At 36.5% G+C, this 15,927-nt stretch carries 13 protein-coding genes; 1 reads left to right on the top strand and 12 read right to left on the bottom strand.

Translation table 11 applies throughout. The annotated features are described in order from the left end of the window. Positions 1-50: 50 nt before the first annotated feature. Together NQ503_RS07845 and NQ503_RS07840 are read right to left on the bottom strand one after the other, a co-directional pair. A complete protein-coding gene (locus tag NQ503_RS07845) occupies positions 51-1,259 on the bottom strand; it encodes an NADP-dependent isocitrate dehydrogenase (protein WP_044925189.1) in 1,209 nt (402 codons plus the stop codon). 176 nt (positions 1,260-1,435) lie between these two features. Further along, a complete protein-coding gene (locus tag NQ503_RS07840) occupies positions 1,436-2,272 on the bottom strand; it encodes a S8 family peptidase (protein WP_005423417.1) in 837 nt (278 codons plus the stop codon). Positions 2,273-2,338: 66 nt separating this feature from the next. On the opposite strand from NQ503_RS07840, the gene NQ503_RS07835 reads away from it, so the two are divergent. Continuing rightward, complete coding sequence (locus tag NQ503_RS07835; RefSeq protein ID WP_154648316.1) at positions 2,339-2,497, top strand: hypothetical protein; 159 nt, start codon at positions 2,339-2,341, stop codon at positions 2,495-2,497. A gap of 56 nt (positions 2,498-2,553) precedes the next feature. Here the strand turns inward: NQ503_RS07835 and NQ503_RS07830 are convergent, their stop codons facing one another. The 10 genes from NQ503_RS07830 to NQ503_RS07790 form a co-directional block, all read right to left on the bottom strand. Then, entirely contained in the window at positions 2,554-2,862 is a 309-nt protein-coding gene (locus NQ503_RS07830; RefSeq protein WP_005423419.1) for a hypothetical protein, read from the bottom strand. Positions 2,863-2,879: 17 nt separating this feature from the next. Further along, complete coding sequence (locus tag NQ503_RS07825; RefSeq protein WP_005423421.1) at positions 2,880-3,077, bottom strand: hypothetical protein; 198 nt, start codon at positions 3,075-3,077, stop codon at positions 2,880-2,882. Between the two features lie 275 nt (positions 3,078-3,352). Further along, on the bottom strand, positions 3,353-5,449 hold the full coding sequence (locus NQ503_RS07820; RefSeq protein WP_044925192.1) for a YobI family P-loop NTPase: 2,097 nt from the start codon (positions 5,447-5,449) through the stop codon (positions 3,353-3,355). A 65-nt stretch (positions 5,450-5,514) separates the two neighbouring features. Further along, a complete protein-coding gene (locus NQ503_RS17620) occupies positions 5,515-5,904 on the bottom strand; it encodes a PD-(D/E)XK nuclease domain-containing protein (protein ID WP_005423425.1) in 390 nt (129 codons plus the stop codon). Positions 5,905-5,916: 12 nt separating this feature from the next. Next, positions 5,917-6,993: an AAA family ATPase gene (locus NQ503_RS07815; protein WP_330368375.1), complete on the bottom strand. Its 1,077-nt coding sequence runs from the start codon at positions 6,991-6,993 to the stop codon at positions 5,917-5,919. A 247-nt stretch (positions 6,994-7,240) separates the two neighbouring features. Next, the gene (locus NQ503_RS07810) at positions 7,241-10,549 is read right to left on the bottom strand and encodes a hypothetical protein (RefSeq protein ID WP_044925194.1); all 3,309 of its coding nucleotides are present in this window, start codon (positions 10,547-10,549) and stop codon (positions 7,241-7,243) included. Positions 10,550-10,764: 215 nt separating this feature from the next. Further along, positions 10,765-11,289, bottom strand: a complete 525-nt coding sequence (locus tag NQ503_RS07805) for a hypothetical protein (protein WP_005423432.1) — start codon at positions 11,287-11,289, stop codon at positions 10,765-10,767. After that, positions 11,289-12,653, bottom strand: a complete 1,365-nt coding sequence (locus NQ503_RS07800; RefSeq protein WP_044925197.1) for an AAA family ATPase — start codon at positions 12,651-12,653, stop codon at positions 11,289-11,291. Before NQ503_RS07800 ends, NQ503_RS07805 begins: the two co-directional genes overlap by 1 nt. Before the next feature lie 228 nt (positions 12,654-12,881). After that, complete coding sequence (gene glmS / locus NQ503_RS07795; RefSeq protein ID WP_005423434.1) at positions 12,882-14,720, bottom strand: glutamine--fructose-6-phosphate transaminase (isomerizing); 1,839 nt, start codon at positions 14,718-14,720, stop codon at positions 12,882-12,884. Between the two features lie 161 nt (positions 14,721-14,881). Continuing rightward, on the bottom strand, positions 14,882-15,892 hold the full coding sequence (locus tag NQ503_RS07790) for a calcium/sodium antiporter (RefSeq protein ID WP_005423436.1): 1,011 nt from the start codon (positions 15,890-15,892) through the stop codon (positions 14,882-14,884). Positions 15,893-15,927: the final 35 nt, after the last annotated feature.

The following is a 15,927-nucleotide window of genomic DNA, read 5'->3' as shown; positions in this document are numbered from 1 at the left end:
TACAAGAGCCACTGTATCGCAATTGATACAATGGCTCTTTTGTGCGTATATTAAAGCATTTTTTCCAGAGATTCTCTGATTGCAAGGATGAAATCACGGCTGTTCAGTACAGTCGGATTCTCAATCGTTGTAATCAGTGCAAGGTCTTTGGTCATCTTGCCACTTTCAATCGTGGAAAGGGTAGCTTTTTCCAGTTTATCTGCAAACTCTTCCAGTTTCTGATTGCCATCCAATTCTCCACGTTTACGAAGAGCTCCTGTCCATGCAAAAATCGTTGCCACAGAGTTGGTAGAAGTTTCTTTTCCTTCCAGATGACGATAATAATGTCTCTGTACTGTTCCATGCGCTGCTTCATATTCGTAATATCCCTGAGGAGAAACAAGTACTGATGTCATCATTGCAAGAGAACCGAATGCAGAAGAAACCATATCGCTCATAACATCTCCGTCATAGTTCTTGCATGCCCAGATAAATCCGCCTTCTGCCTTCATAACACGCGCTACGATATCATCGATCAGACTGTAGAAATAAGTAAGTCCTGCTTCTTCGAATCTGTCCTTAAATTCTGTGTCAAATACCGTCTGGAATACTTCTTTGAATTTCGCATCGTATGTCTTGGAGATTGTATCTTTCGCACCAAACCATACATCCTGCTTCGTATCCAGTGCATAGTTAAAACAGCTTCTTGCAAAGCTTTCAATGGATGCAGTCATGTTGTGCATGCCCATCGCAACTCCCGGTGCTTTGAACTCCTGTACAAGGGAGCGTTTCTCTTCACCGTCTTCTGAAGTGTAAACCAGCTCAACCTTACCTGGTTTGTCAATGTACATCTCTGTATTCTTGTAAATATCTCCATATGCATGACGCGCAAGTGTGATCGGTTTCTTCCAGTTGCGTACACATGGCTCAATTCCCTTTACAACGATCGGTGCACGGAATACTGTTCCATCAAGGATTGCACGGATCGTACCATTCGGGCTCTTGTACATCTTCTTGAGATCATATTCGTCCATACGTGCATGATTTGGTGTGATCGTCGCACATTTTACTGCAACACCATATTTCTTAGTTGCTTCGGCAGCATCGATCGTAACCTGGTCATCTGTTTCATTACGATAATTTAACCCAAGATCATAATACTCTGTGTTCAGATCAATAAACGGAAGAAGAAGTTCATCTTTGATCATTTTCCAGAGGATTCTGGTCATCTCATCTCCGTCCATCTCTACCAACGGTGTCGTCATTTGAATTTTTTCCATAATACGTCTCCCTTGTCTGATATCTGATTTTCTGTCACTGGTCATTCTCTTTATAATTATCTGTAAACAATGACCAATTTCCTATTATTCTATCCGAAAAAAGGATTTCCGTCAATACTTTCGGCCTTTACTATGGTAAAATCATGCATTTTTGTTTATACAATAATGTAGTTTTCCTATAATGCCAAAAACTTTTTGCAGTTGAACTTTCCCCATCCCTGCTGGTTTCTCGGCAGTCCCATATCATCGCAGCTGTCTCGCAGCATCATTTTAATCTCTACATTGGAAAGCAGAGAATCTTTTTCCAGTGCCAGCGCAATCGCACCGGACACCAGCGGTGTTGACATGGATGTGCCGCTTTTCATGCTGTACAGGTTTCCAGCTCCCGGCGTACATGCCATAATCTGCCGTCCCGGTGCCACCAGATCCGGTTTACACACGCATTCAAATGTTGGTCCGCGCCCGGATACTGCCCGCTTTCCCGAGAGCATATCACTGGATCCCACCGTAATGATCTTTTTGCTGCATCCAGGTGCCGTCACGCTCCCCGGCTTTGGTCCCTGATTTCCTGCCGCCGCAACCACCACCAGGCCTTCATCCCATAATTTCTCCACACCCTGCACCAGTACATCCTGCTCGTTTCGTGTGCGATAAGTCGTTCCCACAGAAATATTAACAATTCGAAGCTTGTATCGTTCCCTGTTCTGTAAAATCCAGCGAAAAGCCTGCAGGACATCTTCTTTATTTCCATTTCCAAACCGATCAAGTACTTTCAGCGCTGCTATCCTGCTGCCTGGTGCCATCCCTTTATATTTTCCCATGGAGGCCCTGCCACTCCCGGCCAGAATTCCGGCTACACAGGTTCCATGTCCATTGTCGTCATATGGAACTTTTTTATGTGCAATAAAATCCGCAAAAGCACAGATTCTGCTGTCAAAATCTATATGCGGATAGATTCCCGTGTCAAGAATTGCCACTCCGATTCCCTTTCCTGTATAAAATGACTCGTTCATGCATATACTCCAGATAAAGGTTTCTATATTAATATATTCCAGTTTCAGTGAAAGGGGGTGCGGAATTTGATCATTGTAGCACTTATTGTGTTTTTCTGCCTGCAGGCATTTGTGCTCTTCTGCTGCCTCGCCGCCGGAAATGACCCCGGATCACAGGAAATATCCGACCAGGAACAGATGGAATATATCCAGATGTGGATGAAAGATAAAAAGCGGAAAACCTGAAAAAAAAGAGAAAGCCTCTCGACTTTCTCTTATCATAAATAATCATTCACCAACAGCTATTCCGTTTTATCCTCTGCCGGGGTCTGCTCACTGCCTTCTTCTGAACCGTCTTCTCCGGTATTGTCTTCTGTATTTCTGACTACCGCATCCTCCGGTGCATCGGTTGGCTTTGTAATTGTAATATTTCCAAGATCTTCTACCGTCTCCTGTTTTGAAAGAGTCGCCTTATAATCATCACGCTCAGCTCTTTTGGATCTGTTTACCTTCACCATCATTGCCAGGCATACAATCAGAATGACAACCAGAATATAATATCCTGCCGAAGACAAAAAGCTCTTTCTATGTCTGTGTTTATGCTGTGACATACAAGTATCCCTTCACATTATTCTGCAGCTGTTTCAGTATCTGCAGCTCCTGCATCTGTAGTCTGTGTTTCAATTTCATTTTCATCTACAGCGCTTTTATCAAGAAGTGTGATTGCTCCAAGGAATGGAAGTATAACTTTAAGTTCACCTGTTACAGGGTCAATTTCATCAATTGTGATAAATACAACTTTTCCTGTTTCCGGATCAACCAGCATCAGAAGCAGATCTTCTGCTTTCTTTTCTTTTGCAGCATCAATCTTAACTTTTACTTCAAGATCTCCATTAGTCTTATAGGTAATTTCATCACCGATCTGCTTAAATTACTGCATTTTCTTCGCCAATCCCATTTTGTTATATCCCATAGTAACCAAAATGTCATCCAAAGAATTTAACAAAGAGTCTCTTGCCATTGGAACTAATATGCTATCTGCAATATCATTGTAATTATCTGGTAATTCATTTAATTCAAATATAACATCTGAAAGTAATTCTATGCTGTTATATTTGGAACAACTTTCTGGATTTTTCTCTGACGTATACTCTCCTCCAAGTCAATCACCATCGGCTTTCCATCGAAATCTTTTGCATGTAAACGAATCCCTTTATATTTTTCAGTATCGTTAGTTCCATAGACGAAGATTTCAATTTCTTTTTCGGTCCAGTCAGTTCTGGTTGCAATAAATTCGACATTCAAACAATTTTTAAATACATCAAATATATCACCTGCTTCCGGATCCAACAACCAATAAACCTCATTTTTAACCTTATTTATATATTCACACCATTCCTCTTCATCTAAAAAAGTTAACGTTCTTAAACATAAATGAATATCTCTTTTATCTAACACCCTACTTTCAAAAACTCTATCACATCTCACATAATATCGTACAATCTCTGCCAACAATCTTGAAATTTCCTCAATGTTACTGTCAGTTTCATTTTTGGGTATTTCCAAATCCACAAACTCATTAATTGCCGCAACATGCACTTCATCACCCGGAAATGAACTTATCACCTCAATCTGATTGCGATATACTTTTCCTCCCTTAATATAGTTCGTTATATTATAAATCAATTTGTCTCGGCTGTATCCTAAATAACACAAATTTTCATATGTCAAAAATTGATATCGTGAGTCAACCAGTACTTCCGCAAGTTTTTTATTTTTTGCCACATTAGTAGGAAAAAGTTCAATGCTTTCTCCCGATGTTACCTTTCCATAATACTGAGGCCAAATATTTTTATATATAGCTAATGCTAATATCTGTTCAGCCATATCCTTAAATTTACTTACTTTAAGCCTTTTAATATTATTTTTATAATATAATCCAAAGAATAAACCATAGTCATTCAAAATCGCATATTGCATACGATAGTCTTTTATATATGGGGCTGCCATATAAACCAGACTTTTTTCTGCCGAACGTTCAGTATAAAACAAAATTGTATTAATAAGTATCTCCCCATAAGCTTCCTCATAAGCTTCTCCGTAAAGCTCTCTAAGTTTTTTATTTACTTTCTTAAGATTTTCCCGGAAGATATCTTCGGAGCTTCTTTTATTCATTCCTGGAACTATTGGAAGAATATAATCAAAAAACTTCGCATGCTGCAGCTCATTCAGAACCTCATCCTTAATCACATATATAAAACGAACATATTTTTCCCCCTGTAGTCTCTGATTGAGCATATAATTGATTTCCCTTAAACGTGAGAAAATCTCTATACAGTCCTTCTGGTTCAAACGGTCCATATCCTCAAACACTACTGTTCGGTCTACTTTATCCGCAATTTGTTCCAGACAGTAAATAAGTTCCGTCGCATATAGATCCAGATAATCCTCACATGCACTTCTTTCGATATCAATTTCTGTGTTGTCTGATTTCACAGCTATATTTTTCAGGCGCATCTGTGTCAGCATATAATAAATCAAATGTCGGCCAATCACTACGACTGCTACAAATACAATCAGATAGAGGAAAATATGAATTTGAGTTTTCCATTTTAATAACAGACAACTTTTGCCCACAACTGATTTTATCAAACTTCCCAAAGGCTGGTAAAAGATTAGTAACAATATCATTAATATCAGCAATCCGCCCAGATTGGCGTTAAGCCTTCCAAAGCAACTCGGCTCCTGAATCATATCAAATCTTCCTGCTTCAATATCTCTCTTATGAAAGCGAGCATAAATCTGAAGAAGAATCCGTCGTTCGATAATATTCTTCTCTTCTGATTCTTTCTCAGTGTCATCATTTATGTATTTTCCCAGCGAAACATATAAAAAATGAGGCTCTGTCTGTTTTTGCCGTTTATGTTTTTTACATTTTCTCAAAACCGGTATTTTGAAAATCCATTTTTCAAAAGCATTCTTCTCTTCGTCCCGTCTTTGCTGTCGTTTCTTATCATACGAATGCAAAATACTACTCTTACCGATTCCATGACTGCCAGATACCGCCATGTTGCATATACGCGGCTCAGCAAATGCTTCATCCAAATATTGATAGTATATTTTTAAATCGTCCGTTTCTTTCAAATCCGCATCATAAGATAGCGGAAACAAAAGTTTGTCTGTATTTTTCTCTTCCATCTTTTGTTCTCCTGTAAAACACCACCTGTCAGTCATCTCCATACGCTGACTAACCGGTGGTATTTTTATATCATCTCATACTTTTCTATCACACAACTGTATTTTTTCGTTTTTCTATCATAATTAATTCCCGCGAGGAGCAGGTTTCCGTGATACTCTTTCAATGCTTCTGCGTATCGTTTCTCTTTTATCTGTGCAATAGCTCCTTCTGCATCTTTGTCCCATTTTAACTCGATTACCGCTGCCGGTTTATCTGCATGAAGTTTTCTTGGCACAAAACAGATATCCTCAAATCCTTTTCCTGTTGGCAATTCTCTTATAATTGTGTAATATTCCCTTGCAAAATAAAAGGCAAGGTTAATCGTACAACTCAGAGAATTTTCATCATTATACTGTAATATTGAAATTTCTCGATGTGCCCGGTCTATTCCATCTGCAACAGCATCCGCATTCATACTCCATAAATCCTAAAGCAATTTTCTGGAAGCTTCTACTGAATGAATAACCTCATTCCAATCCATCGTACTGATAGCATTGACATATTCCTGAGATACTTCCTTATTAGGAATTGCGACTATTTTATCCGGCCAATGATAACTGAGATATCCTAAATGCACAAGCAAAGTCAATATATCATCTCTGCTTTGAAATGATGTCATATCATTTGAAAACGTACCTGTATTGATCTGTACCCGATCACCTGCCAATATTTTTATAACAGAGTCTTTGAGTCCATCAAAATTCATACATATATATGCCTTTAATGCTTCGTACGTCTCTGTCTGGTTCCAATAATTGTCAAAAATCCCACTGAGCATGGCATCTACTACAGATTTTGGATTATACATCGCATAAACTTTTAGTTTCTGTGCTTCCACAACAGATAACTCATATCCATTATACCATGCTTTTGTTTCCTCAAAACTTCTGTCATATTTGCTGCAAAGCTCCTGAACTTCTTTTTCCGTAAATCCGAAAAACTCTGCCATTTCACGTGGGTTAAGCATAGAGTACTCAGAAAACATATTTAATGCAGAATGTGAACCATATTTCTTAATCGGAAGGATTCCTGTCATATAAGCAAGCGCAACATATTCTTTATTCTTCAGCCACATTCTGAGAAAGTCCAGATATTTTTTCTGTACTTCTTTATCCTGCTTATATTCTCGAAAAAGGCAGTCCCATTCGTCAATCAATATAACAAACTGACATTTTGTCTCTGCAAAAACATCCTGCATGGCAAATATAAGACGGTCACTGCTGACAACCTCCGGATAAGCACTTTTTAAATCTTTAATCAATCTCATTTGCAGAATACTCAACATATCCTCAACGCTCTCACTCATGCTCAAAAATTCCTGCATATTAATTTTAATCACATCATATTTATTTAAATGTTTCTGGTATGATTGTTCCTGACTGATTTTCAATTTTTCGAATAAAACTGATGTATCTTCATTTCGCCCGTAGTATGCTGCCAGCATGTCTGCCGCTGTTGATTTACCAAATCTTCTCGGACGACTCACACACATATATCGCTGCATCGTGCGCGCATATCTGTTTGGTCACCGCAATTAAAGCACTTTTGTCAACAAAAATCTCCGATTCCAAAATCATCTGGAATGCCTGACTCCCCGGATTCAGGTAATTTCCCATTCACATCTCACCTCTTACACCTGTGAAAATATATTTCTTATATCTTACTATATATCCTTTCAAAAATCCAACATATTATGTTTCTCAATAATTTTAATAATAATTTTTATTTTAATCTTTCTTTTCTCCTTTCATTCAATACCAATTGTTTTTCACCTCTGAAAATTCAACACAGGATTTTTCACCTCGACATATCTCTTTCCAGATTAATGCACCTTTTGAATGTTCAATATTTTCTCCTTCTTCATATAAATATAGTTGATTAGCAAGGCCTGCACTATTCTTTCTGATATCAATAATATTTTTTATTTTTTCTTCCACATCTTCATCGAGATTTGAATAATCTGACCACTCCGCCAACTCGGTCAACGCAGCGCTCATCAATTTTATTGTTTTTTTATTTAATTTCAATTTATGAAGATACATTGTATTATATAATGCAATCAAGTAGTCTGATAATCCTGGTTCCTTTCGAAATCTACAAAGTATAAGCATTTCATTACATATCTGATTTATATATTTTTCTTCTACATCCGACATTAGGAGAACTCTAACCGCACACATTGCAGATGTTTCAATATCTGAATGTGCAGATTTAAATCCTTCTATTATACTTTCTACTATATTTTTTATTTCATCATCCGGAGCAGCTAATACATGCAATTCAATACAGGGAATATCATATTTTTCCATCTCATCAATCATTTGAAATATTTTCTTTTTTTCCACTTCATCTAGTCTCTGCATCGCATTCCTTTCAAAAGAAGAAAATACATTTATTAATGCTCTTGTTTCCTCTTTAAATTCATCTTCATAAAAACTTTTGTGCGATTTTATTTCATATTCATTTTTCAATGTTATCCAGCATTTCCTTAATTCCTTTATCAAAAATTTCAATTCCGTCTCTTTCCAGAAATCTGTCCGTTCATCATTGATATTTCTGATTTCCCAAAACATTCTATTTACATCTGGTATAATAGATAATAATGTTTCTTTTCTTATTTTCTCAAAAGCTGCTTCTGACAAAATGCTTTTCTTTATTCTTGCTTCTAAATCTATATTTTCAGGATATGGCCATTTTAAATATGTACATAAATAATATGTGTCTTTTAACGGAAAATCATTTTTTCCCATATTCTCCCATAAAACCTCACCAAATTTTTTACTTTGTTCTGATGTCAGCATCCCAACTTCGGCAAGTTTTCCCAATCTTGGTATATAATGCATTCTTTGCTGTTCATCACTTAGACAACTATCCAACATAGAATTTACCCAGCATGGCTCTAATTCTATTTTTTGGTAATCATTTATTGCTACCGTTTTACATGTAAACACATCAAACGGATCTACTTCAGGTTCATTATGCCACGTCGCTCTTTTTCTTCCCGAACATTGTAATAATTCATTCAGCATAGAAATTTTCACACGTTCATCAAGCACATTCATAACTTGTCTTATCCAGTCATTAAGTACTCTGAATCTCCTAACCACATCTGCATCAATAATCTTTATCATCAATACTACTAATTTCTTCTGTTCAGTTATATTTGCTATTGACGCAAATCTACGTAAAATCTCCAATCCATTTAAAAGTATATGTTCATATGCAGTTCCAAAAATACTATCTGCTTTTTCTTGGATATTACCAACAGTTATATCCACAGCTTTATATACATAAGAAAATATGTTTCGTGCATAACTTCCATCTTTTCTAATAATTTCTATACATTCTCTCCGCGTTAATGTTGCTTTTGTTGTGTCACTCTCACCCAATCTAAGCAACATATACCATCCAATATATGGATGATCATCTATTAAATTCAGTATAAAATCCGACTCATCTGCATCAAGCAATCGAACCCATCTCATATGCAGGGGTATCGCTGTTCGATCCAACATTCTATAAAACTGATATCCACTTCCCGGCACCCTACCTCCTTGACAAATTATCCTATTTATTCTTCCTAATTCGAAAGGCGTTTTTTTTCGCATTTTCTTCTGTTCTCTAAATAAATCCTTATAAAATTCATCTCTTTCTTTCTCATAATCGAAGTACTGCTGATATAACATAACCTTATTCGTTAGTTTGTTAAATGTTTCATCACGTGTTTGTAGATTTATTGCCTGATATATAAATCTGTGTAAAAAATAACTACAAGCTAAAATAGAAGAATAATAGACCATTCCTGCCTTTTGTTTAGAATTTTTTTTCTCTTTCTCTATCTCTGTTTCCAGTGCACTCTCCAAAAAATTCAATTCTTTCACCGCATCATCTAACATTCCGCATTCAGCTTTTAATCCAACTATCTGCATTCGCACACTATAAGATTTTTCATTGATTCTAGATCTATCATTTAATAATATGCACACTTCTGATATGTTCATTTTCATAAATGAATACTTGATTTTTTCAAGGTACAATTCATCCCTACCTGTATCTATATATCCAGAACATTTTTCTAACTTTTCATATATCAAATGCCATAATTCATCCATCATGTTTTCTCTATACATACGCAAAAGTACTTGTCCTATAAAAAAATACTTTCCTTTTACTTCTGTATTATTCAAAAAATCATTCTTTTCACTGGCACACATCCAAATCTCATGTATTCTATTCTGCATTTTCATAGAATATTTCATAAACCCCATTTCAAATCGCCATATCACTTCATGCGCAAATTCAAATAATTCTCTAAAAGAAAGAATATCTTCATTATAAATATATTCATATTCTCGTGTATATAATTCCAGTTCCTTTCTCTTATTTTTAGGAATCACATACCACCCAGGAACAGCTTGTCGTTCTTTTTTCCATAAAACAGTTAAATACTTTACTCTTTCCTTTATATTATCCTTAGAATCATCTCTCTTCGGATGAATCAATTTCCATTCCAGCAAGTTTTGTTCTTCATTGTTCAGCATTTCCCTGTTATCAGGCAATGGAATTTGCGCATTATTGTATGAATCCTTATTCATCGACACAAACAATAAATCTACTTTACTATTAAGAAGATCTATCCTTTCACGTGCAATTGCAAAATTCTGATTCATATCCACTCTAAAATCTGCCGAAAAAATTTCCTGTGCTAATGTTCTATCATTTCTATAAATGCAATCTTTAAACATATTTATAAACTGTTCAATAAAATAATCCCTGCCCTCTACTTGATATTCCTCACATAGTTTTTCAAGAAATAGTTTCAATTTTTCAATATATTCATATCCATTTACCCCTTTCAATTTTCTATAAATTACTTGTAAATTTTCTCTCGAGAATGTTTCTAAAAGCGCATTGTCAAAAGAATTCTCGTACGTTCCTATAAAATCTCCACATTCTAGAAATTCTTTTTCCATTTTTTTATTTGTGACAATATTTTTTAAATCTTCTTTAATTACAGTTTCCAGATTATTACCAATTACATTAAGCACCTTTTCTCTCATACTTTTCCTCCCGACAAAGAATTTCATATGTATTAATTATTTTATAAAGCATATCACTAATCTATGTTATATTCCATTAAATATATTCCATCATGTTGAAACTTTATATCGATATTCTGAATGTATTTCAATTATAGAAAAACTCTCCTATACTCTGAATCTCCAGCATCTATCAGATGCTCCGTTCAAAATATAAGAGAGCTTATCACTTCATCTCACCTCTTCATATCCAAATACTGCTCCAAAATCCTTAATATATTACTTGTATTCTCCTGATATTCTGCTGCTGACAGTTTATCCACTTTCACTTCAGAAATTTGTTTCTTTTTCTTAAATTCCTCCGATTTCTTCTTTTTATCAACAGCATTTACTTTTTTGCCCGTATAAACACGCTCGATATCTTTACAAAACCAGACAAAATCATATTTTTGCTCTGCACAATACTGTCTCACTTTTTCCAAAAAAAAGGCATCCTCCTGTTTTGTATTGTAATCGTCACAATCAAAACAATAGATTACTTTCGTCTGTCGTCCTTTTCCTCCCGCCTTATATGCAGCAATATTTTTTGAAATTTCTTTTTCTTTATTTTTGTATTTTCCCTTTCCATCCATATAGACTGGAGTGAGTTTAATTGCTGTTCGATCATACTCAAAAAAATAATCAATCGTATCTTTGATATAAATCCAGTCCGATTTACATGTTTTATTTGTTTCAACAACAAAAATCAGTTGGAGGCTCATTATTCATCCTCCTCACCCGAATCAAATACACCAATAAAATCTATAGAATCCACATTAAATGGAGATCCTTCAATCATTCCATTTCTGTACAGTTTTGCAGGTGAATAATTTCCATTTGCTGTCCATGGATATATTTTATGATTTTCAGATAAAAAATCAATAGACTTTTTGCGTCGTCTCAGGACATCCATTGGCCCAACATTATGTGTTGTAAAGCATAACTGTCCCTTACCATGCTCCATCAGATATTCCAGAATCGCACACAAATAAACATCATGCAGATTTGAATCGAATTCATCAATGAAAACAATTTCTCCGCGAACCATCTTCTGCAGATAGGTAAATAAACGAATAAGTTTTTTAATACCCGTACTTTCAAATTCTGCATGCACTTTGTAATCATCATAAACCATAATCAAATCACATAACCAAAAGTCTTTGTTTTCTTTCCTGTCAATCTCTATATTTTTCAGGTCAGACTTAAATATGTGCAAAAATTCATATAGCTCTCCTACAGCTTTCGAAAATTGTTTATAGGCTTTTTTTAATACATAATTCTTTGAACCTTTCAAATCACACAATCCATCTATACTCATGATCAAATATTGTAATTGCTTTGTTTGTATATCATACTCACAATATTTTTCCGGATTTTCTATCAAATATTCCTTATGATAATCATATTGATCCATATATGCATGAAGATTCAATCCAAACACCCCAACAGAAACCAACTTGAAAAAAAGCTCTTTTTTATAGATTGTTTTATCTTCTATCACGATATTTCTAAACAACTTGTTCATAAACAAACACGCCATAGAAGAATTTTCCAAAAGGTTCATAGTTTTGTTAAAGAGCAGTTCAGTGAACTCTTTATCTTCCTCTTTTCTTTCAATATAAACAATCTTTCCATTTTGAATTTCAAAAATTGTTGTCATTTTTTCACTTTTTGACGTAGCATTTTTTGATGTCAGTTTCTCATATGAAACAACATATTTACCCGAAACAGTTCTGGATACTATCACATTATAGTAGAACTGAAGTAATTGTCCATTATCATATTTGTATAGATAATCAGCCTCTATAAACAATTCATTTGTTTTCTTATTGATCAGTTCACCCAGTTTTTTCTGCACTAATGGATTCGTTAAATATTCTTCATTAACAAGCAAATTTTTCAGTATCTCAACCGAGCATACAATCGCAGATTTACCCGTACCATTCATACCATAAATCGCTTTTATATTATATTCCTGTGTATCTGGATTTTTAGGAATTATTTTTTTATAAAAAGATAAGGAAACTAACTCGTCCAATGTTTTTATACCTTTAACAGAATACTTGAGCAAATATATGTTTTTCATGTTGAAAATCCCTCCTGCCCTTACTATACCATGATTGATTTGAAAACGAAATACATTTTGTATTATTTTATCCATTTATATTTATTATAATTCACTTATATTCATATTTAATAACCTTAAATATTATTCCATAAATGCAAAAACACCACCCGTTAGTCTCTGCGACCATCCAGGTGATGCTTCCTAATTTACATATTCAACTTCTCACACCATTATAGTGTATTTTCTTTATTCAACCGTTACGCTCTTTGCAAGGTTTCTCGGCTTATCTACATCAAGACCCTTGGCAACACTTACATAGTATCCCAGCAACTGCAGTGGAATGACTGCAAGGGATGTTGCAAAATGCGGATCTGTCTTCGGCATATATACAGTGAAGTCCGCAGTATCTTCGATATTATAATTTCCAAATGTAGTCAGGCCCATCAGGTAAGCGCCACGGCTCTTGCACTCTACCATGTTGCTGACTGTTTTTTCATAAAGAGCCGGCTGAGTGAGAACGCCGATCACCAGTGTACCGTCTTCGATCAAGGAGATAGTTCCGTGTTTCAGCTCACCTGCTGCATATGCCTCAGAATGAATGTAACTGATTTCTTTCATCTTCAAGCTGCCTTCCAGACAGATTGCATAATCAATGCCACGACCGATGAAGAATACATCTTTTGCATTCGCCTGTTTAGATGCGAACCACTGAATACGCTCCTTGTCATCAATGATCCTCTGAATCTTGTCCGGCAGAGTTTCAAGTTCTTTAATATATGCCGCGTACTGTTCCTCGGAAATCGTACCTTTTACTTTTGCAAACTGGATAGCCAGCGCATAGGACGCAATCAGCTGTGTGCTGTATGCTTTTGTTGTTGCAACAGAGATCTCCGGACCTGCAAGTGTATAGAAGACATTGTCTGCTTCACGCGCAATAGAGGAACCAACCACATTTACAATGCCAAGTGTACGGATGTTGTTTTCTTTGCAGAGACGCAGTGCTGCAAGACTGTCTGCAGTCTCACCGGACTGGCTGATAATGATTGCCAGCGCTTTCGGATTCAAAATCGGATTTCTGTAACGGAATTCGGATGCCAGCTCAACACGAACTGGAACACGAACCATATCTTCAAATACATACTGTGCAGCCATTCCCACATGATATGCAGAACCACATGCGATAATATAAATCTGGTCAATGTCCTGAATATTTTCATCTGTAAGTCCGATTTCAGAAAGATCGATCTGTCCGTCTTTCACAACAGAACTCAAAGTGTCCTGAACTGCTTTCGGCTGCTCGTGGATCTCTTTCATCATGAAATGCTCGAAACCGGCTTTTTCTGCTGCTTCTGCATCCCACTCGATTGTTTTCATCTGTTTCTGGATTTCTTCGCCATCCAGGTTATAGAATGTGATCTCACCTTTACGAACGCGGGCCATCTCCAGGTTTCCGATATAATATACATTTCTTGTATATTTCAGAATAGCCGGAACATCAGATGCAACGTAAGACTCTCCATCAGAAACACCCAGAATCATCGGGCTGTCTTTACGAGCTACATAGATTTCTTCCGGATAATCTTTAAACATGATTGCAAGTGCATAAGAACCACGGATACGGACCATTGCATGATTGATCGCATCGACCGGTGTTCCCTCGTATTTCTTGTAATAATAATCCACCAGTTTAACAGCAACTTCTGTATCGGTCTCAGAATAAAATGCATAACCTTTGCGAAGAAGTTTATCCTTCAGCTCCTGATAGTTCTCAATGATTCCGTTATGAACTGCAACAACATTTCCATCATCACTTACATGTGGGTGTGCATTGTTCTCAGATGGTTCGCCGTGAGTTGCCCATCTGGTATGTCCGATACCACATGTACCCGGAACAGATTCTCCGTCATTTGTCTTCTCGGATAAAACCTTCAGACGTCCTTTCGCCTTGATGACTTCTGTCTCACCTTCGCCATCACGAACCGCAATACCCGCGGAATCATATCCACGATATTCCAGCTTAGAAAGGCCATCCAGAAGGATCGGGGCTGCCTGATGGCATCCTGTAAAACCAACTATTCCACACATAAATATTTCTCCTCTTCTCTTCTTAACTTTATATAAAGCAAACTATAATGTAAAAAATAAGCATAATTTTATAAAAGCCAAATTTTGATCTATCATAACACAAAAACTGCAGGAGTTCAAGTTTATCTGCAAATGCCTGCAATTACCATATCGAATGGCAGTCATCTCATAATAATATATGCCGTGTAGATCAGATACATTGCCACCATGGCAATACCCTCGTTTCTTGTGATCTTCCTGTCACTTCTGGCAAAAAACCAGACTACGACAGAAAAGCCGACAAGGACCAGAATATCGATCACATTTTCACTGATCAGCGACATCGGACTGATAGCAGATGCAATACCAAGGACCATCAGAATATTAAATATATTCGAACCGACTGCATTTCCCACTGCCATATCAACTTCATTTTTGCGTGCCGCAACCACAGAAGTAACCAGTTCAGGAAGTGACGTTCCAATTGAAACGATCGTCAATCCCACAAGTGTCTGGCTCATTCCCAGATCTATTGCGATCCTGCTTGCCGCATCAACTGTCATATCCCCACCAAATGCAATTGCCACTGCACCACCAACAATGCAGAGAATACTCTTTGGATAAGACAACAGTTTCAGTTCTCCATCTTCCAGCTCCTCAACTGCTTCGATCTCGACTTTTTTCCCTTCGGTTCTTGCTTTCATTGCAGTTCGGATCATATAGAAAATATATCCCGCAAATGCGCCCAGAAAAACAGCTCCGTCCAAATGTCCCAATATCATTCCGTGTACATCTCCCAGTGCAAGATATCCCAGTCCCAGAAGAAGCAGCGCACAGATAACAGATAGTGGAATATCCCTCACGATCGTATCCTTCTGCACCATGATCGGTGTCATTATCGCACAAACACCGATCACAAACATCAGATTAAAAATATTAGATCCGACTACATTACTGACTGCAAGTTCATTATTGTGCACCAATGATGCAGTCACACTGACTGCAGTTTCCGGAAGGGATGTTCCCATTGCAACGATCGTTAGACCGATGATGATTGAAGGAACTTTCAGCTTCTTTGCAATGCTGGAACTTCCCTCAACAAAAAAATCTGCTCCTTTGATCAGGAACACAAAACCTATAATCAAAAACATGATTACCAATGCAAACGGTGCATTATTTATATATTGCTCCATGAATGGCTCCTTTCATTGTAGTTTACACTACAAAA

Origin of the sequence: Blautia obeum ATCC 29174 (assembly GCF_025147765.1) — a bacterium.
Lineage (GTDB): Bacteria > Bacillota > Clostridia > Lachnospirales > Lachnospiraceae > Blautia_A > Blautia_A obeum.
The sequence above is the reverse complement of the archived record's forward strand: the minus strand, read 5'-3'. Positions and strand labels throughout refer to the sequence as shown.